Annotated in this window: 19 protein-coding genes and 3 pseudogenes; 6 read left to right on the forward strand and 16 right to left on the reverse strand. The window is 48.8% G+C overall.

All coding sequences use genetic code 11. The features are described from left to right. Nucleotides 1-169 precede the first annotated feature (169 nt). A complete protein-coding gene (locus GSF01_RS04110; RefSeq protein ID WP_159881750.1) occupies nt 170-646 on the forward strand; it encodes a hypothetical protein in 477 nt (158 codons plus the stop codon). A 201-nt stretch (nt 647-847) separates the two neighbouring features. Here the strand turns inward: GSF01_RS04110 and GSF01_RS04115 are convergent, their stop codons facing one another. Beyond that, nucleotides 848-1,915: a branched-chain amino acid aminotransferase gene (locus GSF01_RS04115; protein ID WP_159881751.1), complete on the reverse strand. Its 1,068-nt coding sequence runs from the start codon at nt 1,913-1,915 to the stop codon at nt 848-850. Between the two features lie 138 nt (nt 1,916-2,053). Between GSF01_RS04115 and GSF01_RS04120 the strand changes: the two genes are divergently transcribed. Beyond that, entirely contained in the window at nt 2,054-2,941 is an 888-nt protein-coding gene (locus tag GSF01_RS04120) for a LysR substrate-binding domain-containing protein (RefSeq protein ID WP_159881752.1), read from the forward strand. On the opposite strand, the gene GSF01_RS04125 is transcribed toward GSF01_RS04120, so the two are convergent. After that, nucleotides 2,914-3,381, reverse strand: a complete 468-nt coding sequence (locus GSF01_RS04125) for a GNAT family N-acetyltransferase (RefSeq protein ID WP_159881753.1) — start codon at nt 3,379-3,381, stop codon at nt 2,914-2,916. The genes GSF01_RS04120 and GSF01_RS04125 overlap by 28 nt on opposite strands. A gap of 21 nt (nt 3,382-3,402) precedes the next feature. Next, nucleotides 3,403-4,074 (reverse strand): hypothetical protein, encoded by a 672-nt coding sequence (locus tag GSF01_RS04130; RefSeq protein WP_159881754.1) that lies wholly within the window; start codon nt 4,072-4,074, stop codon nt 3,403-3,405. Between the two features lie 193 nt (nt 4,075-4,267). Between GSF01_RS04130 and GSF01_RS04135 the strand changes: the two are divergent. After that, a pseudogene (locus GSF01_RS04135) lies at nt 4,268-4,778 on the forward strand (GNAT family N-acetyltransferase). A gap of 262 nt (nt 4,779-5,040) precedes the next feature. Here GSF01_RS04135 and GSF01_RS04140 read toward each other — a convergent pair. The 7 genes and pseudogenes from GSF01_RS04140 to GSF01_RS29245 all read right to left on the reverse strand — a co-directional run bounded on the left by GSF01_RS04140 (nt 5,041) and on the right by GSF01_RS29245 (nt 12,001). Next, nucleotides 5,041-6,384 carry a NosD domain-containing protein gene (locus GSF01_RS04140; RefSeq protein WP_159881755.1) on the reverse strand — a complete coding sequence of 448 codons (1,344 nt, stop codon included), beginning with the start codon at nt 6,382-6,384 and terminating at the stop codon, nt 5,041-5,043. Nucleotides 6,385-6,580: 196 nt separating this feature from the next. Beyond that, complete coding sequence (locus GSF01_RS04150; protein WP_235941272.1) at nt 6,581-8,080, reverse strand: glycoside hydrolase family 32 protein; 1,500 nt, start codon at nt 8,078-8,080, stop codon at nt 6,581-6,583. A gap of 40 nt (nt 8,081-8,120) precedes the next feature. Further along, nucleotides 8,121-8,993, reverse strand: coding sequence for a carbohydrate ABC transporter permease (locus GSF01_RS04155; protein ID WP_235941274.1), 873 nt, complete (start codon nt 8,991-8,993; stop codon nt 8,121-8,123). Nucleotides 8,994-9,012: 19 nt separating this feature from the next. Beyond that, on the reverse strand, nt 9,013-9,891 hold the full coding sequence (locus tag GSF01_RS04160) for a carbohydrate ABC transporter permease (protein ID WP_159881756.1): 879 nt from the start codon (nt 9,889-9,891) through the stop codon (nt 9,013-9,015). An 89-nt stretch (nt 9,892-9,980) separates the two neighbouring features. After that, on the reverse strand, nt 9,981-11,351 hold the full coding sequence (locus GSF01_RS04165) for an ABC transporter substrate-binding protein (RefSeq protein ID WP_159881757.1): 1,371 nt from the start codon (nt 11,349-11,351) through the stop codon (nt 9,981-9,983). 126 nt (nt 11,352-11,477) lie between these two features. Then, on the reverse strand, nt 11,478-11,627 hold the full coding sequence (locus GSF01_RS30310) for a DUF2961 domain-containing protein (protein WP_201305313.1): 150 nt from the start codon (nt 11,625-11,627) through the stop codon (nt 11,478-11,480). Continuing rightward, nucleotides 11,579-12,001 (reverse strand): annotated as a pseudogene (locus GSF01_RS29245) (DUF2961 domain-containing protein). The gene GSF01_RS30310 and the pseudogene GSF01_RS29245 overlap by 49 nt, the downstream one beginning before the upstream one ends. Before the next feature lie 363 nt (nt 12,002-12,364). On the opposite strand from GSF01_RS29245, the gene GSF01_RS04175 reads away from it, so the two are divergent. Beyond that, the gene (locus GSF01_RS04175) at nt 12,365-13,258 is read left to right on the forward strand and encodes a helix-turn-helix domain-containing protein (protein WP_159881758.1); all 894 of its coding nucleotides are present in this window, start codon (nt 12,365-12,367) and stop codon (nt 13,256-13,258) included. A 137-nt stretch (nt 13,259-13,395) separates the two neighbouring features. Here the strand turns inward: GSF01_RS04175 and GSF01_RS04180 are convergent. The 4 genes and pseudogenes from GSF01_RS04180 to GSF01_RS04195 form a co-directional block, all read right to left on the reverse strand. Continuing rightward, nucleotides 13,396-13,770, reverse strand: a pseudogene (locus GSF01_RS04180) (alpha-amylase family glycosyl hydrolase); the annotation flags it as partial. Nucleotides 13,771-13,845: 75 nt separating this feature from the next. Then, on the reverse strand, nt 13,846-15,357 hold the full coding sequence (locus GSF01_RS04185) for an FAD-dependent oxidoreductase (RefSeq protein ID WP_159881760.1): 1,512 nt from the start codon (nt 15,355-15,357) through the stop codon (nt 13,846-13,848). 229 nt (nt 15,358-15,586) lie between these two features. Continuing rightward, on the reverse strand, nt 15,587-16,102 hold the full coding sequence (locus GSF01_RS04190; protein ID WP_159881761.1) for a DUF3231 family protein: 516 nt from the start codon (nt 16,100-16,102) through the stop codon (nt 15,587-15,589). Between the two features lie 113 nt (nt 16,103-16,215). Continuing rightward, nucleotides 16,216-17,181 carry a PfkB family carbohydrate kinase gene (locus tag GSF01_RS04195; RefSeq protein ID WP_159881762.1) on the reverse strand — a complete coding sequence of 322 codons (966 nt, stop codon included), beginning with the start codon at nt 17,179-17,181 and terminating at the stop codon, nt 16,216-16,218. A 248-nt stretch (nt 17,182-17,429) separates the two neighbouring features. On the opposite strand from GSF01_RS04195, the gene GSF01_RS04200 reads away from it, so the two are divergent. Then, nucleotides 17,430-18,371 carry a hypothetical protein gene (locus tag GSF01_RS04200; protein ID WP_159881763.1) on the forward strand — a complete coding sequence of 314 codons (942 nt, stop codon included), beginning with the start codon at nt 17,430-17,432 and terminating at the stop codon, nt 18,369-18,371. A 71-nt stretch (nt 18,372-18,442) separates the two neighbouring features. Further along, on the forward strand, nt 18,443-18,685 hold the full coding sequence (locus GSF01_RS04205; RefSeq protein WP_159881764.1) for an NHLP leader peptide family RiPP precursor: 243 nt from the start codon (nt 18,443-18,445) through the stop codon (nt 18,683-18,685). 122 nt (nt 18,686-18,807) lie between these two features. Here GSF01_RS04205 and GSF01_RS04210 read toward each other — a convergent pair whose 3' ends face one another. Together GSF01_RS04210 and GSF01_RS04215 are read right to left on the reverse strand one after the other, a co-directional pair. Beyond that, nucleotides 18,808-20,712: a sensor histidine kinase gene (locus GSF01_RS04210; RefSeq protein WP_159881765.1), complete on the reverse strand. Its 1,905-nt coding sequence runs from the start codon at nt 20,710-20,712 to the stop codon at nt 18,808-18,810. Between the two features lie 191 nt (nt 20,713-20,903). After that, nucleotides 20,904-22,040, reverse strand: a complete 1,137-nt coding sequence (locus tag GSF01_RS04215) for a glycoside hydrolase family 88 protein (protein ID WP_159881766.1) — start codon at nt 22,038-22,040, stop codon at nt 20,904-20,906. Nucleotides 22,041-22,074: the final 34 nt, after the last annotated feature.

Below are 22,074 nucleotides of genomic sequence, written 5' to 3' on the forward strand. Positions count from 1 at the left end.
CTTCAATAGGAGTACCGGGTGAAGGTGCCTTAGCACGTTACAAGTAAAGCCAACACTGCTACCAAACCGATAGACAATACTTTAAAATTAATATTCATGTACTTTTCTCCTCCAATATCCTATGGTATATTTACCATGTATTGTAAGATGCAATTTATGAGGTGAAAAAATGAGAACAATTTTAAGTTCAGGAATTTGTATGATGATTGCTGGAAGTTTAATTTTTAATGCTGGATGTTCGAACCAAAAATCGTTTGCTGAGAAGAGTTCAGTTAACACGACTGACCAAAATTCTATTCAATCAAATTCGCAAAGTGGAGCTGAAAAATTCATATTTGATTATTATAAGAGTGTTTCTGAAAACAAAGGAGAAGTGACTTACAGTCTTTTAGACGAAGAAAGCTTACTACCTAAAGACAAGTTTATAGAAAGTGTTAATAATGCTAAATTAAGTGACATAAAAATTGACCACTCAGAAAAACTAGCTGATTTATCTTACAAAGTTTATGTTAATTACAAAATGGATCAGAACTTTTATGAAAAAGTTCCTATTACAGCCAACTTTAAAAATGGAAAGTGGGTTGTATTTCTGAACAATAATCCCGATCAAGCTGAAACAATACAGCCAAAAAACAATAGTAAATAGCAGTTAACAAACGCAGCTGGCCCCATCGATTTACGCTCGCAGGACAAAGTCTCCCTTGGTCAACCGAGTTCTGTTCCATGCGACTTTGTCCTGGTCTTTTCCTTCACTTATCCAAACATGCGGGATTTTGGCATCCTGCCGGCGGATAAAAAAAAGCAATGAAAAGAGATGATTCTCCTCTCATTGCTTTCATTCCAGTTGCTAGACCCGATCAGTCCAGCCGTACACATCCCGGACAATCCCCCGCTGAATGCCGGTTATCGTATCGTAGAACTTCCCGGACAGCTCGCCGACCTGTCCCCCGTTGATCTTGTAAAGCTGCCCGTTCCAGCGGATGCCCCCTATCGGGGAAATGACGGCTGCCGTCCCGGTACCGAACGCCTCCGTCAGCGTTCCGTCCGAGGCTGCCTGGATCAGCTCGTCGATCGGCAGCTGCCGGGCCGTGCAAGGAACGTCCCAATCCTCCAGCAGCTCCAGCACCGCTCCGCGCGTCACCCCTTCGAGTATCGAGCCATTGAGCGCCGGTGTGTACACCTGTTCGCCGATTCGGAAAAAGACGTTCATACTCCCGACTTCCTCGACGTATTTGCGCTCCAGCGCATCCAGCCACAGCACCTGCGAGCAGCCGGATTCCCGTGCAGCGGCTTGCGCCTTCAGACTTCCCGCGTAGTTCGCCGCCGCCTTGATCGAGCCGGTCCCTCCCCTTACCGCGCGGACGTCATGGGCCTCCACCTGAATATCGACAGGCTTCAGACCCTCCTCGAAGTAAGCTCCGACCGGCGATAACACGATAGCGAATAAATAACGTGACGAAGGCCTGACGCCGAACGAGGCTTCCGTCGCGATGACAAACGGACGTATGTACAAGGAGGTGCCTTCCTCTCCAGGTATCCATTCTTCATCCACGCGGACCAGCGCCTTGACCGCTTCGATAAAGACGTCGTTGTCCAGCAGCGGCATGCTCATCCGCTCAAGCGAACGGCGCAGCCGTTCTGCATTGCGCCCCGGCAGGAACAGCTGTACTTGGCCGTCCTCTCTCCTATAAGCCTTCATCCCCTCAAATACCGCCTGTCCGTAATGAAATACCATCGAGGCAGGATCGAGGGTTAGCGGAGCGTAAGGGACGATTCGGGGGTCATGCCAGCCTTGGCCGGCCGTATAATCCATAAGAAACATATGATCGGTAAAAATTTGGCCGAAGCCGAGCTTCTTCGCATCCGGCTTATTTCCCGGGGTGCCGGTCAGCTCAATCCGTACGTTTGGCATCATGGTAGAGACTCCACCTTTCAGGCTCCTGCGAGCCTACCTTATTCTCTCTACTGTAAAGGAAGCCCATTCATTGATCAATCCTGTATTTTCGATTAAAATCATAGATATGATCTATTGATTAGAGAAGGATGAGCCCTGATGGAGCATAGATTACTCGAATACTTCCTTGCCGTCTGCCAAGAGCTGCATTTTACGAAAGCTGCCGAGAAGCTGGGGATTAGCCAGCCGACGCTCAGCCACCAGATTGCCTTGCTGGAGCAGCGGATCGGGACGCCTTTGTTTCTGCGTTTGGGCAAAAAAATTTTTATTTCGGAAGCCGGCGAAATTTTGTACAAGCATACCTTGAATGCGTTTCATGAGCTGGAGCAGGCCCAGCTTGCCATCGATGAGCTGCGCGGGTTGAAGCGCGGTCATCTGCGGATCGGCTGCTCGGGCAACCACCTGCTGACCTCTTCTCTGATCAGCTTCCATGAAGCGTATCCCGGTATCGAGCTGTCCGTGACGGAGCTCGCGACCGAGGAAACCTGCGAAGGTCTTCTATCCAACCGGCTCGACATCGGCGTCGTCTTCCTGCCGATCAAGGATGAGCATCTCCAGAGCATCCCGCTGTTTCACGAGACGCTGCAGCTTATCGTATCCTCCCGGCACGAGCTGTTCGGCGCCCGTTCCGTGAAGCTGGCCGAGCTGCAGAGGCAGCCCGTCGTCCTGCTCCAGCCCAAATTCCTCGTCCGGCAAATGATCGACGCCTATTGTCAGGAAGCCGGATTTTCCCTGCGGCCGCTGGTCGAGGTCTCTACCCTCGACTCGCTGCTTGAGCTGGCCAGACGCGGAATTGGCGGAGCCGTGCTTCCGGCCTCTTATATGGAGCAGCTGCAAGACGACCGGGTCCATGCGCTGGAGATCACAGACCCGGTCCCCGGGAAGAGCATCGGCATCGTTTACCGCAAAGACATTTACATGGGGGCCGTCATGTCCGCCTTCATCCGGCATCTTGCCGATCAGCTTGGGCCTAGCCGCTTCTCATAGCAGACGCTGGACGGGCATTCCGCATACTCGCCGAAGCTCGGGATCGGGTAATAGCCCTGCTTGATATAGAAGCGAATGGCCGCCTGCTGCGGCTCCCCCGCCTCCAGCCTCATACAGCTGTGCCCCTGCTCCCGAGCCTGCTGCTCCAGCCGCAGCAATATCGCTTCGGCGATGCCCTGCCGCCGATAGTCAGGATGCACATAAAATCGTTTCAGCTCGGCGCTTTCCCCGTCAAGCGGCCGGAACGCTCCGCAGCCCACCGCTTGCCCGTCCGCGTAAGCGACGGAGAACCTGACCTCGCTCAGCGAGGGATCGCCGAAGTCCACGCCGAAAACCTCCTCGGCCGGATAAAGCTCCAGCAAATACTCATCCAGCTCCCCGATCAATAGCCTCAGCTCCGGCGTCTCGGGCGGCACGCTGCGAATCTCAATAGTCCCCATAACTTTCGCTCCCTTGGCCGTTTATTGCTTAATGAACCGGTCCTTCTCCCACTTATACACGCTCTCTACCTGAACGCCCTTGGAGTTATCGTAATAGCCGATCCGAAACGAGTCCGTTCCCGTCTTCTCGAGCGGAATCGAATAGGTTCCTTCCCCGCTGCTGATAAACAGCTCGCTTGCCGGCTGCAAACCAAGTTCCTGGATGCACCGTTCCGCTTGATTTAACGTAAACATCCGGTACGTGTAGCCGTTGCTGGAAGCATACTGACCGATAACGAAATCAAGATCCCCGTCTCCATTATAATCGTCCGTATGAATCTGAAACTCTCTGTTGAACGTCAAGCTTTCGTCCCGGAAGGACGAGTTCAGACTGATGCCATGCAGCTCATTTCCCGATTCATCGAACCATTGGAGCCGGAACTCGCCTTCCCAGTTTTTCCCCATAAAGGGTCCGGGTGTGATCCAATCCTCGAAATACCGGCCTTCCACCAGGGAAACGCCAAGCTTCTTCCCGTCCGGCAGCTCGCTGCGCGCCACCGTCATCGGTCCTTGAACTTCAATGACCGGCTTGTGCGCCGACACGTCGATCTCGGGTGCAGCTGCCTTTACGGCAATTCCCTGACCGGGCTGACTGTTCGCGCAGCCGGCCAATAGCAAGGTGAAGATGATGAGAACTGTCGGATAGTTGACCATTCGTCTCTCCTCCTAGTTCGTTATGGGGGATGCTCAGGTACAAATTCGGCCTTTCCTGGCCAAATTCCTGCGCGCGGCGGCCCTATATTTTCCACTTGGATTCGCTAAGGCTATATAGATAGCAAGGATTATGAAGACCCAATATCGAATAAGAAAAATAGGTTAGTGTCCAACAGAATTGAGGGATTATAAAATGATCAAAAAAATGACGCACTCAAATCTATGTGATTTTAACAAGTCGAATGAAGGCTTCCTTGTTTCAGGGCGGATTGTCCCTAAGTATGAAAACGACAATTGGACATATACGGAAGAGGTATTTTCTAAACCATACTTTAAGCAATATGAGGATGAAGATATCGACTCCACTTATGTGGAGGATACAGGAAAAGCTGTTTTTTTTATATTATGTTGATAATACGTGCATTGGACAGATCAGGCTTCGTTCTAATTGGAATGGTTATGCTCTTGTCGAAGACATGGGGGTATCCACAAACTGGAGACAACAAGGAATTGGAACCAAATTGTTAGATCAAGCTGTACAGTGGGCAAAACAAAATAATCAGAATGGTCTTATGCTTGAAACGCAGGATGTCAATGTAACGGCTTGCCGTTTTTATGCAAGAAACAACTTTGTCATCGGTGGGGTTGATAGTATGCTCTATTCAACATGTCCTACCGCTCATGAAAAGGCAATCTTTTGGTAGGATGATGCAGTAATAGAACCTTTATTCAAATATATGAAGAAAGAAGAATTGAATCGTAAAAAAATCTTCTTCGTTAAAAGAAGTCCTAAAGAAACATTTCTTTTTCTGCCTACTTTATTGTCTTTTTTTAAAAAATATGGTAAAAAACATAAAAAGAGGCGCTTCCATCGCTAGGAAGCACCCCACAAATTAAATGACAAACGAAATAATTCAAGTGTCCGGCTTGCAATTGAAACTTTGGAAACATAGTTGAATATATGATTTATGCTCCTGGCGTTGGAGTGGCTCTGAATGCATTTACAGTCTTGTCCATAACAACCTGTGCATCACTTCCCGAATCCAGAATCGTATTCTGAAGCGATTCTTTTTCTACCAATACTGTTGTTACGGTAAGCGGCTCTGATGCTTCGGTAGTCAACAAAGCGTCTACTTGCGCAGAGAAACAAGAATCACTTGTCTTGGCATGAACCTCCGTGGCAACAACATGATTATTAGAAATATAATTTCCATTACCCGAAACAATACGTATGATTACAGGTGTTGCACCTACCGGCTTGATGTTCTGGGTATTAATTCCTTCAGAAAAGTGATTAGCAATTACAGAATTATTATTGCCACTGATATATAGGAGACCATACAAATCATCTAAACCATTGTCTATTCCCAGAAAAGGAGTCCAAGGTTCATGGTCACGTAAAAAGTGATTTGAAGAAACCAAGTTTTCCGAACAATTTTCCCTGAATACCACCATTCCTGGATAAAATGAATGAAGTCTATTATTTGTGATACTGGAACGTGTCACACCATCAAAAAAGATACTGCTCGCGCCTCGTGGAAAAATATTATTCGCTGTAATCAAAAGTCCACCATAATTTTGAGCGTAAATTGAATATCCTTTAAAACCCGCTCCTATCAAGTTATCGGTTATTTTTGAAGCCTGTCCCCAACCTCGTAGCTCTATACAGTTACCACATTCAGCTATGAAATTATCATGTATAGTCAGTGCATCTGCATGATAAATAGTAATTCCATGCTCTAAATACACAAACCCCATGCCTGTTATCCGAAATGAGTCACAAGCACTTGTAACATAAATACCCGTTTTCCCGTTAGTGTATGTGTTTTCCGGATTTGTTTCTCCTGAACCATCTTCAATAAAATGCAAACCATCAATACAAAAGTCAGAAAACTCTACCGAACTTATTCGGGGACTTCCACTTCGTTCCACATAAAATGCAGCTCCTTTATATTCCTCGTCATTTTCTTCTAGGGGAATATCTACGAGTATGCGACTTCCTCCCGGCCACAATTCATGCAAATCTGCCCATTCATTCTCAGAAGTATTAAAACGAATACTCGAAGATGTAAACCCGTGTCCAGAACCCATAATTTTAAGATAACTGATGTCTATAACTACTTGACTGCCAAGATGATAATCTCCCGGTGGAATATAGATAACCGCACCCGGCTTTCCGCCTTTATTCACATCAGTATCCGTTTGCCTACTTTTAATATCTGCTATAATGCTGTTGATTACCTCACCAATATCCTCATACGGATTACCGACAGGCCACTCTGTTACGTCGTAATAATTTTTACTAGCCATAAATAAATTCTCCTATCAAATTAACGTGTTTGTTCATAAACTACTTACGAATTCGTGCTTTTCCTGCCTACGAAAACTGCGCTTGCAGAGCCTAGCCGACGCTTCCTTACGGCAGCTTCAAGATCCACGAATGAATGAACTATCCTTTGAAGAACGTTTCGGTTTATTTGTATAGTAGACGCAGCTATCCCTTCTCTCACCATACAGAGTGAAGTTGCCATATATCAAGAGAAATGAGTTCCACCTTATCTCCGAGGCTAAAAAGTTTCAAGTTTGTACTGTACGGATTGGGATATATGTTATTGGTCATTGTCGTGCGACCTTCATCCGCAAATATTTCAACAACGCAAGTATCTACGTAGATATGCAGCCTTAATGTATCCTTATCAGCAGATTCCAGTTTACATTTTCGAATCCCCTGACTCCATCCGTCCGATCTGTTTCTATCAAATTGAAGTTCTCCGGTCTTAGGCGAATAAGAGAGTACCGTCTCCTCGTTGCCGTCATCCGACACCCGCATTTTGAAGCCGAATTCCTCCGCGTGGCAATTTTTCAGATTGAATTCTGCCACAATCTCTAAACTATCCCCGTTTATCGATCGGGGAAGCGCTTGTATTTCCCCTTCAATCGCCGTACGGTCAAGATGGAAATGTTCCCCCCGTAACGCCTTTAATTCTTCAACTGGAAGAAATCTCAAATGTCCGTCCTCGTCCATTTCTACAGTTCTTGGAATGGACATCGCGCCGCACCAATTGTTTTCAAAAGTGGGACCGAAATTTTGAAACCACGGCATCCAATCCCAAGCGTTTAACCAACCTACGATAATTCTTCTTCCTTTTGAATCAAGGAGGGACTGGGGGGCATAATATTCGAATCCGCAATCAACTTCTCCGCAATAATCCCAGGTAAATCTTCCGGTGTAATAGTCAAATTCACCTGATAAATAAATCGCTTTCTTCTCACCCATTCCCATTGGAGAAAACATCAGTATATGACGATCACCGAGTCGAAATAAATCGGGACACTCCCACATAGTGCCCATCGTACCATCGCTCTCGGCCACCACACCGACATATTCCCATGCGATCAGGTCATTTGATCGAAATAGTAAAGCCCTTCCTTTCCCATCTTTACTTGAACCTACGATCATGTACCATTTATCTTGATGTTTCCATACTTTGGGATCCCTGAAATCTGCGGAACTTTCTTCCGGCGGAGCCGAGATTACCGGATTCCCAATATATTTTTGAAATGTCACACCGTCATTACTCGTAGCTAAACATTGAGTTTGTACAACGCGCCCCTCTTTCATTACTGTGCCGGTATAAATTAACGTCAATATCCCATTATGATCAACGGCGCTTCCGGAAAAACATCCGCCTTTTTCGTCAAGGTCATAGCTTTCACTGGGTGCCAATGCAATTGGAAGGTGTTCCCAATGGACCAAATCTTTACTTATGGCATGCCCCCAATGCATAGCCCCCCACTGTGCGGAGTAAGGGTGATGCTGATAAAACATATGGTATTCTCCGCGATAATAGATAAGTCCGTTAGGATCATTTAGCCAATATGCAGGGGCCATAAAATGATAGTGTAAGCGCATGGGATCTTTGGCCACCTGATCTTTCATATTTGCTACGGATTGTTCGGCTTTGGCCAACATGTACTTATGATAAGTGTTATGATCGTATTGCAATACGGTTTCCTCCCCTAAAATATGTCTCTATGAATTCAACTCATTCTTTTACAGCACCCATGGTCATTCCGCGAACGATGTAATTCTGCATGAAAAATGAAAACAGCATAACAGGCAGACTAAATAATGTTGCCGCCGCCGTCATAGGTCCCAGGTCCAAATTGTACGCGGTTAAAAACTCCGATATTCCTACAGGAACCGTTTTGGCAGAAGTGCTTGTGAACAGCAGCCCGAATAAAAAATCATTCCAAGACAGCATAAAACTAAATATTGCTGTCGTTGCCAGTCCCGGCAGCGAAATTGGCAAAATAATGCGGATAAAAGCCCCTAACATCCCGCATCCGTCTACACGTGCAGATTCATCTAACTCTTTAGGCAGGCTCTCGAAAAAACCGAGCATCATCCAAATGACAAAAGGGATGTTGATACTTGTATAAATCAATGTTAAAGCCAGTTTGGTGTCCATTAAGCCTACTTCACCGATAATGCGGTACAAAGGTATGGCAACGCTGATAAGCGGAATCAACCGAACGCCTAGAGTGAATACCAGGAACAAATTCCCCAGCTTGGATGAAAATCTTGTTAATCCGTATGAAGCCAAAGAGCCCAGTAAAACGCTTAACAGCGTAGCGAAAGTAGCGGTTACCAAACTGTTGCCAAAATATTTGCCTATTGATAAATGATTAAACATGGCAAAGTAGTTGTCCATTGTAAATTGGGACGGAAAAAATGCAGGGGTAGACGATATGACTTCTCTCGGCGGCTTAAATGAACTAAGCATCAAATAAAGATATGGAAATAAAAACAGGCACAAAAAGCCGCATGTCAGGATCAGATAGAAAAAATGGCTAAGTCTGATTTTCTGTCTCAATATGGGTCCTATGTGCTTCTGTTTAATGGAATTTGCAATCACGTCGGTTATCCCCTTCCCGTTAAGCTGCTTTCTTGGCCGGACTCCAGAAATGTTTCATAAAGATGGAACAAATCCCCAGTAAGATAATCATGAAGATAATGGCCATGGCGCTTGAATACCCTTCCTGATTGTACCTGGCAATCGCTTTGTAAATGACGGTGCTGACCAGAGAAGAAGCGTTGTTCGGACCTCCTTGGGTCATGACCCAGATAATATCAAAGGATCTTGCGGCATCAATCATTCGAATAGCAACAGCCACAAGAATCACGGGTTTTAAGCTCGGCAGCGTAATATGCCAGAAGCTCTGAGCCTTATTCGCCCCGTCGATGCGTGCCGCTTCATACAAGCTCTCCGGAATCCCCTGAATACCTGCCAATAACACCAGCATCATAAAGGGAGTCGTCAGCCATATATCGGCAAACATACAGGACAATAATGCGTATTTGCTGTCGGATAACCACAGAATGCTTTGAGGTGTTGATATTAATCCGAGCTTATACAGAAAGCTGTTCAGAATACCGAACTGGTCGTTCAACATGAACTTCCAGATCAACCCTGCAACCAACGGTGAAATCATAAGAGGGCTTAAAAGCAGAGTGCGAATGTAATTGCTGCCTTTGAATCCAGTGCTTAACAAGAGGGCCAGAACCATTCCCAACAACAGTTCAACGGTTACGGCTCCGATGACAAATTGAACCGTGTTCAGTAATGACCGATAGAAGGTTTCTGATGTCAATGCGTTGCTGTAATGTTCGAAGCCGACAAAACCGTAGGGCTGATCGTCTTCCAAAAAACTATTTTTGAATAACAGAAACATCGGGTAAACATAGAACAAGATCATAAAAACTGCGGCCGGCAAGAAAAATACTATGGATAGCCTGCGATCCTTTTTAGTCATCGTACTTCACCCTTTAACAAGTATTGAAATGAAGCAGAGGATAAGCGATCCTATCCTCTGCTGTTACGGCATTCGATTGCCTTATCCTCTTACTTGCCTTGAATTTCATTAATGCTCGCCGCCGCTTTAGTTAATGCAGATTGCGGCGATTCCGTTCCCGACAGAGCTGCCTGGATAGCCGAAACAAGAGCTTCGCCTTCGATCTGATTCCAGCGGGCCAAAATCGGACGGTTTTGGGTCTGAGGGGCTTCCAATGTAGTTTGCAGTGCATTAAGGTGCGCATATTCCGGCCGCTTGCTATACTTTTCAAACACCGATTTGCGCGCAGCCACTCCCAATGCCTCCATGAAAAGCTCGTTTTTCTCATAAACGAACTGCACATATTGTTTGGCGATATCCTTCTGCTTCGAAGAGTCCGGTATGACTTGATACCAGGGACCAGGTATTACGCCTATTCCGGCATCTCCCCCTATCATAGGCGCTACTCCAACCTTTCCGGCCACCTTCGACTTCGCTGGATCATTGGACGGTACGTAGAAATGTCCCCATGCAAGCATCATAGCCAATTTGCCGTTCCAGAACATTTCGGAGGTTTCGGAGGAGGCCATATTCAATGCGCCTTCAGGTGCGGATTTATCCTTGTTCAAAATTGTTGTCAGAAAATCCAACGCTTTCACGTAGGGCTCCGTGTTGACCAAGGCTTTATTGTCCTTGCCGACGACCATAGGTTTTGCCCCCGCTTGAGCCGCATGATCCAACCAGCTGGCGACAGAATCGCCGTTATTCATCCCGAACACACTTGTGCCGTACATATCCTTGACACCATCGTTATTGGTATCGCGGGTAAAGAATTTGGCTACGTCTCTGTACTGTTGCCAATTTGCAGGCGGCTTCAAGTCATAGCCATATTCGGCCTTGAAAGCTTCCTGTTCCTTGGGATCATTAAATAAATCGGATCGGTACAAAAGCACCTTCGAGTTCGTCCATACCGGCATGCCAAGAACTTCACCGTCTACCGTGCCGCCATCGATCAAGTTGGGGAATAGATCTTTCTTCACGTTATCCGACATCAAATCACCCATCGAAGTCAAACCTTTTGCCAAAGCGGGGAACCACAAAATATCAATTGTTGCAACATCATAGGAACCTTTGTTAGCACGTATATCCGCATTCAATTTGTCATAAACACCGATATAAGGGACAGTCTCGATCTTTACCTCATAACCGGTCTTCTGCTTAAATTCTTCCGCCGTTTGTGTCGCAACCGTGTTAGCCGGACTTCCGCCCTCCACCAATACAGTCAAGGACTTGCCAGTGGAGTTGGCGGTATCGCTCTTTGCACTTTCTGCCGGTTTGGGTGCTTCCGATTTACCGGCATTGCTTGAACAACCGGCCAAAACCGTCGACAAAACCATACAACCAGCAAGAATACCAGACCATAGTTTCCCTTGCACTTTCATGAAGCGTTACCCCCTCAGTAAAATATTGTATCCCCTATTCAAATACAGATCATGATGCTATAATAGCGGTCCCACAAACCGTGCTCCGGCCATCTGCGAGGCAATCTCTTTTCCACAGGCGGGAGTTCAGGTTGAGGCTTGTGAGCCATGTTCAATCGTGACTTTAATCGATTTCTTGAAGCGAACGGGATCTTCGATGTGGAACCGGTACAAGCTCCACTTGCTGACTAATGAAATGCCGTGATAAGGAGCGTATACGATATCGGATTGGTGCACGATTTTTTCGCAGGGTTCTCAAGGTTCCATTGTGCATGGAAGCGGCCCACATCATCGGTTAAGGGCTCATCCGTCAATTCGTAATCAATGTAATAGAAGAGGTTCTCGATTCTGGATTCGCTTTCATTAATGATCTTAAGAACGGCACCGTTACCGAAGGGCATCGGAAAGTAGCTGTTCATCGTGGCTGCAAACGGCCCCTTTGGACCCCTTTTTTCACCCATGCCCATGCTTAATGGCAATGACACGTATTGTTACCACGTAGCATGCCCGATTCCGAAGAAATCACCGAGAGGCACATTATCTTCCCCATCCCAATACATCTCAATGATCAACTTGCGCAAATATTGCGGGGCGTGGCAGCGTGTAGTCAACCAAATATGTTTTAAACATCCTGCACCCTTGATATCGGCGATAATACATGTTTCCCCGGTTTAACCACTTAAAGTCCCGGTTTCCCCCCCGTGCGATCCCAGCTTGATTCACATAGACTGCGAGCATCTTTGATAAATGGTAATCCGCCTAATGGCTGTTTTGTTGCCAAACGTTCATGTCCTGTTCCTCCTGTAAGTTCATGATGGCATTGCTTTTATTATCAAAAATTTCGGATCAGTGGAAGCGCTTCACTCATCACATGTATATGTTATAATACATTTATGGTTTTGTATTTAGGAAGGATTATTGATTATTTGTCATATATTGCTTTGAAAAAAATATTCAGAATGGAAAAACGTGATATGAACATTCAACAATTGTCGCCGTACATCCGGATAGCAATGGATAGTTATATCCCCTTCCCTTGGTATTTAGAGGAGAGAGTTTTATTTGACTATGAGTTACTTTACGTTAAGGAAGGCAGAATACAAGTAACCATCGAGAATGATGTTTTTATCGGAGAACCGGGGGACCTCTTTCTTTTTCGTCCAAAGCAACGACACTCTATTAAAAAGTTAGGAACATCATTAGTACGACAACCTCATTTGCATTTTGATTTGTTCTATAAGGAGGATAGTCCGGATGTGAAGGTTTCCTTTAAAAAACTTGAAGATATGACTGCGGATGAAATGAAATGGTTTCGAAACGACGATCTTGATCAAATTACCCCTCGGATTCCCAGTCATCTACGGTTAAGGAATACCTTGGTTATCGAAAGAATTATCTTTGAAATCATAAAAGAATTTCAAATGACGTTACCCTTTTATGAAACGAATATAAAAGGATTGTTTTTGCAATTATTAAATGTACTTATGCGTGAAAACTACTGGAACTGTAATCCACATCTAGTAACCAATATGGGAGAAATGGAGCAGCTGCGGATCTACTTGAAGCACAATATCGACCGAAAGGTAGCCTTAGATGAACTTTCCAAAATTTCGGGAATTAGCAAATACTATATGATTTCATTATTCAAACAATCATTCGGGATGAGCCCAATTCAATATCATCTTTTACAAAGAATAGAAAAAGCGAAAGAAATGATTCAATTCACTAATGAACCGTTAATGCTCATTGCCGAAAGTATCGGCTTTCCGGATATTCATTCCTTTAGTAAAGCCTTTAAAAAAATAGATGGGGTTAATCCTTCCTTTTATCGTAAAAAGAAAAACTATAAACATGAACATGAAGATTAGAATTATTCACTGCATTCACCTGGAGAGCCTAACAAGAGGATGGTCTTAAATTTATGAATTAAGGGTGTTTCAGGGATATGTTTCCAGCAACTTTGGGGTAAATGAGGATTGTTGATGAAGAGGACGGGGCTTGTCTAATGGCAAGCGTCGATAAGCGATCTCAGCTGCTCGTTGTCGCCGAAGTGCGGATCCACCTTTGTATAATCATAAGTGTCGTATTTATGATTGGAAGGCGCGGAAAAAACAGGCGTGAAGTAGATCGCTGTGATGCCTAGCTCTACGAGATAGTTCAGATGGTCCATCACGCCCTGCAAGTCCCCGCCGAAGAAATTCGTCTCTGTGGGTGGGGCGCCCCACTCCTCCACCCCCTCGGGATTGATCCGAGGATTGCCATTGGCAAAGCGGTCCACGATAATCTGGTAGAACACCGCTTCCTTGGCCCATTCCGGCACTTTGAATAGATCGACCTCATGATGGTATGGAAAATCGTAATACCCCTCGACGGGATCGGGTAAGCGTACGCCCAATTGTTGCGGGTACCATGATACATGCTCTCTCTGTTCATAGCTTCACCCTCCCATGAAGAATTAGGCTTCGATCTTAGCGAGAGGCTCTACGGCCGGACCTTCGATAACTTCTCCTTTATAGTCGAATCTCGAGCCGTGGCAAGGGCAATCCCATGTTCGTTCGCCGTTGTTCCAATTCAGCTCGCAGCCCATATGGGTGCAGGTGGTGTCTACCAAATGAAGCACGCCGTCAGTGTCCCTGTAAGCGCCTGCGCGTTTACCGTCCACTTGCACAACCGCGCCTTCGTCGTGTCCCAGCTTATCGGCTTCGATGCTTCCGGACTCCAATTTTCCTTTGATCAGATGTTTGGCCACATCCGCATTTTCCTTGATCAGGTTCTTGATGCCCGGGTCGACCTTGAAGCGCGAGGGCGAATACAAATCGCTGTACGGATTGGGCCGGCCAAGCAATTGGTCCCTAAGCAGCAGCGCGGCTGTCGTTCCGTTGGTCATTCCCCATTTGCGGAAGCCGGTGGCCACCCAAACGTTGGAGTGACGGGACGTGATCGGGCCGACGTAGGGAACTTTATCCACCGTCACCAAGTCCTGCGCGGACCAGCGGTAAGGAATAGCCTCGATGCCGAGCGTCTGCTTGCCGAACTGCTCAAGCTTCTTGTAATACTCTTCCGTCTGCTCTCCCTGCCCCGTTTTGTGGGATTCGCCTGCGATCAATACCATGGACTCGCCGTTGATCGTGACCGACCGGAGCGATCGTTTCGGCTCGTCCACGCTTAGATACATGCCTCCCGGAAAGGGGGATGTAGGCTTCACGGCAAGAATATACGAGCGCTCTGCATGAAGGCGTGCGAAATAAAGCCCCCGCCCGTCGTAGAAAGGATAATGGGAGCAGGCTATAACATGACGGCACGTAATCCGCTTGCCCTCCATCGTAGAGAGCACCGGCCGCTCGCCTTCCTCCAGCTTGCCATCGATTCGAGTGCGCTCGTAAATCAAGCCGCCTGCGCTCACGACCTGCTCGACCAAGCCATTCGTATAGGCCAAGGGATGATACTGCGCCTGGCCGGGCAGCTTCAGTCCACTGTATACCTTCATGGGCAGATCGATACGTTCTACCAATTCCATAGGGATCCCAAGCTTCTGGCAGGCCTCATGCTCCTTTCTGATCTGCTTGTCGCCCTCGGAAGTCTGGGCATACAAATACGCATCTTCCTCCTGCCATTCGCAATCGATCCGAAGGTCGGCTGCCGTGCGCCGCATAAACTCCAGAGCTTCCGAGTTGGCCTGGTAGTAATGCTTCGCCTGGTCGGCGCCGAACTTCTCCAGTAACTCGTCGTAGATCAGGTCATGCTGAGCGGTAACCTTCGCCGTCGTGTGTCCTGTAGTCCCGCGAAGAATTTCGCCCGCTTCCAGAAGAGCGACACGATGGCCCTCCGAGGTGAGCAGATAAGCAAGCGTTAGGCCGGTGAGTCCTGCGCCAACGATGGCATAATCCACCTCGATGTCCTCATTCAACGCCGGGAAGGAACGGGGACGAGCCGATTCGATCCAATAGGAATTTGGAAACTGTGGCATAGAACGATCCCCGACAAAAGAACCAGTGTGCATACATGTTGCTCCTTTAACCCTGATATTGGCACTTCTCTTGTCTAGACTTACCACCTCGGGGCTAAGCTAAACCATGACGGTTATGAAATGAACAAAATATCCGGCGAAGACGTTCGCCTCGAACGAAATAGGGCTGTCCCCAAGCATCTGCATGCTTTGAGACAGCCCTCGCTTGCCGGCTATGTTCGGGAGCGGGCTAAGCCTCCACCAGTTCCCGTTTAATCTGCAGCGGCGGCGGTATGAGCCACCCTTTGTCCTTGCTCATCCGCAAAATTTTCAACCCCAAGGCCGCCTTGGTCGCATGATACTTTCCGAACAGCATGCCGATATCCTCCCGGATAGCTTTGCCCATGATCTGACTGCATGCCACGAGTCCTGCAGCACAATCGGCACCTAACATCGCAGCTATTTCCTGATCCGTGAATCGGGCTCCAGCCGGAATATCCTCCAGCTTGGCTTCGGGCCTCTCCGGAAGAGACGGAGCCGGTGCAATCCCGTTGGAGAGAAGGATGGCGTCGCATTCGCTGACCTCAAGCTCCGCTTGATCGATCAGATTGCCCAATATTTTTTTGAGCTCATGGTCTCCTGCATGGTACTGATTTGCCCGATATCCCGAAATACTGCCCTTTGCCGCCATCGAGAACTGCCAGAGGTCATAGATCTCGCCGTAATGCATCGGTTCATTTTTGGAATTCCCGTCTAGAATACCCAATCTGTTCATCTCCTCATGGTCTTGTATCAACTGGATGCGCATGTATAGATTGGGCAGTCAACAGACGATTTATTCCTGGTAGGCGGCTGGAAAAATGCTAGTAAAGATCATAGCTAAGCTTGCCCGGCCAGCAGGGCCAGCACTTCTTCTTTGTCCGGCAGCGCGCCGACCGCTCCCTTGCGGGTCGTCGTCAGCGCCGCGGCCGCATTGGCGAAGTGAAGAATCTGCCGGATGTCGTCCGATCCGATCGCATCGGCCTGGAGTCCGCGCTTATGGAGCTGGTACAGCAGCGCGCCGACAAAGGCATCTCCCGCTCCGGTCGTATCGGCTACGGATACCGGATGGCCCGCTGCATGGATGCTTTCGCTTCGCGTATACCATACGGCTCCCTCAGCCCCCTTCGTATAGACGACATGACGCACGTCGCCGGCAAACAACGAGGCGATCGAGTCCTCTTCATGCTCCAGCCCCGTAATAAACGATAGCTCTTCATCGCTGATCTTGACCAGCTGAGCTTCAGGCAGAAATTCGAGGATCGTCTGCCTGCAGGCCTCTGGACTAGGCCATAGCGGAAGTCTCACATTCGGATCGAAGCTGACAAGTCCCCCGGCTTGACGGACTGCCCGAATCGCGGCGCGATGAGCCTCCTTCACCGGGGCATCGATCAGGTCTACCGAACAGAAGTGCAGGATATCGCCCGAAGTAAAGTCGATCTCCGCTACCTCCTGCGCCGTCAGCAGCATATCTGCGCTCGGATTGCGATAGAAGGAAAAGTCCCGGTTGCCGTCGCTGCTCAAGCTTACGAAGGCGAGCCCCGTTCCCGCCTCGCTCGTCCGCCTCACATGACGCACATCTACTTGCAGCCCGGCCAGCGTCTCAATAAGGAAATCACCGAACGCATCAATGCCCAGCTTCCCGATGAACCCGCTGCTTCCCCCAAGCTTCGCAACCGCACAGGCTACGTTGAACGGAGCGCCGCCTGCAGCCTTCTCGAACCCGGTTACATCCTTAAGAGGCACCCCTTTATCCGCCGGTATAAAATCAATCAAAGCTTCGCCAATCGTATAGACGCTTCCCATTCACGGTTCCTCCCTGTTCTCTGTCAAGTATAGAATAACCCGAAGCATGCCATTCTACCCGAGTATAGCCGCTTTCCGATTCATATGTCAATCGTTTAACACACAGCCTGAAGCTCCGCCGGTTCACCATAGCGGATAATGGAATCCAAGTAAAGGCTGCCGCATCTCTACGTGGTTTAAAAATGAGCTATGAAAATCCAAAGCCTTTGCATATAATTGAAATAATTCCCATTAAAGGAGGTAGATGCATGGAATGGTTCGAGGATTTTCATGAAGAGATGATCGCCGTATTCACCGAAGCGGAAACGATGGTCGCCCGCTTCCCCCAGCCCTACAACGCCATGGGACAGCACTATCTGGACAAGTTCACCGTGCTTAAGGAGGCGAGCAGCAAGAACTATATTTGCTATCTGCTTCCCTTCTGGCTGAGCGATCTCACGGGGCTGTCTCCCGCGTTCAATAGAAGGCTTTCGCTGGGCAGCGTATTCGGCATGCTGTACTACTTCATCCTCGATGATCTGATGGATTCGCCGAGACCGGACTGCAGGGACAAGCTTCCGCTCGCGCATTTTTTTCATTATGAGTTTCTGACGGTTTTCCGCGAGCTGTTCCCGGACGCCGGCTCTCCGCTATGGTTGCATTACAGAGACTACGACGCCCAGTGGGCAGAGGCGATGAGCCGGGAGACCGACCATGCCTACATGCAGGCCCGTCCCTTAACGCTCGCGCACAAGGCCGCGCCAGTCAAGCTGACCGCTTCGGCTGCCCTGCTTCTCGCTGATCGGGCCGACCTGCGGGAAGTGGTGAACAGCTGCATAGATGAGGTGCTTGTGTTGCTGCAGCTGGCTGACGATTGGTCCGACTGGGAGGAGGATCTGCAGGAAGGCTCGTACAACTCGCTTATTGCGCTGGCGGCCGATTCCCCCGGAGAGGAACGGGGTGAGCTGAGCAGAGAACGCATTCGCAAGCTGATCTATGATCGCGATCTGCCCCAGAGATATGTACACCTGGCCCGAAGCCGGTATCAGCAGGCCATTCCGCTGCTGGCGGAGCTGCCCTATCTGCAGCATTTTAGTCGTTTTCTGCTGGACGGACTTGCGAGGGATGCCGCGCATATTCAAGAAGAACAAAAAAAAATGGAATCGGGCGGATTATTTTATTATTTATCTAAAAATTCACAAAACTACTAGATTTTTATAGAATAACATGATATATTTTATTTGGGATAAATACCCAAATATGTGTGCAGGGGTGACTAGTAATGATGACGCCAGAAGAGTTGAAGTACAAGATCATTCGCATGACATGGGAAGACGAAGGTTTTAAAGCCAGACTGTTAGCTAACCCCAAAGCAGCAGTTAAGGAAACGTTCGGCATTGACATCCCGGAAAGCTTCAACGTTCAGGTTTTGGCGGAAACGGACACCCAGTTTTATTTGGTTCTCCCGAAGGAGCCTTCTACCGTTCTGGTAGGCGGCAACAACGAGCCTAGAGCAGGCTGGTAAGTCTACGTTTTTTAGAGAAGGGCATGCCTGTGCCCTTCTTTTTCCAATTTTTCTCAAGCTCGCAGGTGCCCCCTCTGCGGGGAGCAGCTACTACAGCCTAGCCGCGCCCCCATCTCTATGGCTCAGACCGATTCCGCCAATGCCGGAAAAGTCAGAATCACCTCTGTTCCCTTGCCCTTCTCGCTTTTGAATTGTATCGTTCCCTGCATCACCTCGATAATCCGGAAAGTGACCATCAAGCCGAGTCCGGTTCCTTTCGTTTTTGTTGAAAAATACGGCTCTCCCAGCCTTGCCACCTCTGACGCGTCCATGCCTTCTCCCGTATCCCTTATATGTATGCAAGCCAGCTGCTTATTTTCGTAACCCCAGATCTCGATTTTCCCCGGCGACTGCATTGCCTCTATACTGTTTTTGATCAGGTTGATCAGAACCTGCTTGAACTTGGAGGAGTTTCCGCGGATATACAGATGCTGAGGAACTTCGACTTCGATCTCGCATCCGTTCATTCGCGCCAGCGGAATGATGATGCCTCCGATCTGCTTCAGCTCGCTCTGCACATGGAGGCTGACGAAGTTATCCATCTGCGGCTTGGCGAACGTGAGGAAGTCGGTGATGATGTCCGAGGCGCGGTCCAGCTCCGATATGGCCAGGCTCATATATTCCCTTTCCTGATCCGTTACTTTTAGAGATAGTAGCTGGAGAAACCCCCGCGTCACTTGAAGCGGATTGCGGACCTCATGAGCGATAGACGCAGCCAGCTCGCTGATCACCTCCAGCTTGTCCGAGCGCTGCAGCTGGTTATTGTACAGCTCCACTTCCTTCGAATAATTCATGATCTGCTCGTAATAATCAGCCAGTCTCCTGCCCATGATCACGATCAGCGAAATAACAAAAAAGCAGATTCCCCACTTCCACAGCATCAGCTCATAATTGCCCTGGGTTATATAAAAATTCGCCATGTCCCCGATGACCGACGAGGCAAGAAGCAAAGCGCCGAAAGCGAATATGCGGGCGTCGCGGTTGCCCCTTCGCGCATAGAAAATCGTGGAAAGGGAGAGCAGGATGAACTGAACAATAGCCATCAGCCCGATCGCCGTCGCCGAAATAAAGTAATATAAGTCGAAATAGACATTGGGCTGCGTAAGGTTGATGATCAGGAAAACAAACGCAATCAAGGAGTAGCCGACCTGGATATACCGCCAGATGCGGATGGAGCTTTTATAGCCGCTGCCCATGATTTTCTCGAAGAAGTACGTCACCGCAGGCAGGATGGCGAATAAGGCCAGATCGAAGAAGCAGGACAGAAGGGTGCCGTATCTTTCGTACTTGGCATAGGTGTACGAAGAATAAGTAATAAACAGAATGCCTGTCAGAAATACGATAGCCGTGAGCAGCAGCCAGGAGGAAGCCGCCTGGGTCCGCAGCAGAAAGATCGAACAGCACAGCATCGTAATGGCAATAAAGACAAAGGAGCTGCCGATAATCACGCTTTCGATATTCTCGTCAAACCGGTCCCTCAGCTGGCTATCCTCGCCGAACAGGACGGCTTCGCTCAAGCCGATTTGTTTCTTGGGAGAATCCAGCCATATGTATAAGGTCTGCCCCATGTCTTCGTGCGTAATCGGAAGCAGCACATTGTTGGTATCGAAGGAATGGTTCCTTATGGATTCATAGATAAGCTTATCCGTTACATAAATTCGGATGCTTTGGGCGTAGACATGGTTCATCAGCAAGACGGGATGACTGGCTTCAAAATGCGGAATTTGAAATTTCAACCACATCGGTTGCTTCAGCGCCGGGTCATGAGGAATCCGGTCCCGAATCGACTCTTGGATCCATTGACCGGATGCTTGAACATCAGCCAGACGGAGCTCCGAAGAGTCTCCGTCCGCCAGATGGAGCTTCCACTCCGATAAGCTGACAGCCGAAATAGAGTTATCAAGCAACCGCACCTGATTCAGCACGAACCCTATGGACATAATCCCTAGAATGGTAATGATAAATATGAATCCTCCCCGTTTTCCCATAAAACACCCCTAGAGTTGGTATGTACATAGGATTCGACAGCATTCCCTCATTCCCCTTCTATTTTTTAGGAGATAACGTTAACGTTCTCCATATTCATCCAAACAAAAACACGCTTTACCGCAGTCCGTCTGCAGGCAAAGCGTGTCTAAGTCTTATCTTTCAATCCGCAAGCCGACCCGGCGTTGCCATCCTACCAGAACAGCTCGCCCTGCTCGAGCAGCAAGGAAAGCCCTTCCGCGAAGTAATAATCGCCATAGATCAAGGGCACGTCGATATTTTTCCCTTCCGGGAAATGACTGGTACCGTGCGTGACGAGTCCTTCCTCCCGCTCATCCTCCCAAGCCCCGTAACGGGTGTAGAGAGAGTGAAGAATACGCTCCCCCGCTTGGCGGTAAAGCGTGGCCTCCTGTCCGCCGACCTGCTTGGAGAGGAGCAGCAGACCGCAGGCCGCGCAAGCGCCGGCTGACGAATCTCGGTAAGCCGCAACTCCCTCCGGCAGCCGGAAATCCCAATGCGGCACATGATCTTCCGGCAGATTAGCCAAAAAGAAATGAGCTGCCCGCTTCGCCGCATGCAGATAGCTGTCGTCGCCCGTGTAGTTGTAGCTAAGGCTCATCCCGTAGATCGCCCAAGCCGTTCCGCGCGACCAGGCCGAGTCCGGCGCATAGCCTTGACCGCCTTCGACACGCAGCTGCTCGCCTGTCGCGGGGTCGAATACGACGATATGGTTAACCGATCCGTCCGGGCGGATGAAATGCTCCAGCGCCGTATCCGCATGGCGGACCGCAATATGCTTGAAGCGCGGATCTCCGGATTCATTCGACGCCCAGTACAGCAGCGGCAAATTCATCAGGCAATCGATAATCGCCCAGCCGGCATTCTGCTCGCCTTCGCGCCACGGATTCCAGGCGCGAATATAATTGCCCTGCACGTTGAAGCGCGCAGCTAGCAGGTTCGCGGCTAGCAGCGCCCGCCGCCTGGAGTCGGGAGCCTCGCCGGCTCCCAGCAGCTTGTACCGGGCGACGCTGGTGAGCGTCCACATGAAGCCGATATCATGATCGAGCTTGTAGTAGTCCGCCATTACCTGATCCAGCTGACGCTCGCAGGACTCCGCCAGTCCGCGAAGCGCTTCGTCCTTCGTGCTGCGGTATACGAGCCACAGCAGCCCCGGCCAGAACCCCGCCGTCCACCAGGACGCGGGCTCAAGCTGATATTGCCCGCCTACGCTGGCATGCGGGTATCCGTCCCCGATCCGCTTGCTCGTTCTGGTTACTTTCCTTACCGTCTTGTCCCATGCTTCCTGCGCCCAGCCTGCCTGCAGTGTCATCCTCAACACTCCTTAAGTCTCAAATCTTCCTAAA

It is taken from the genome of Paenibacillus puerhi, from assembly GCF_009846885.1.
Classification (GTDB): domain Bacteria; phylum Bacillota; class Bacilli; order Paenibacillales; family NBRC-103111; genus Paenibacillus_G; species Paenibacillus_G puerhi.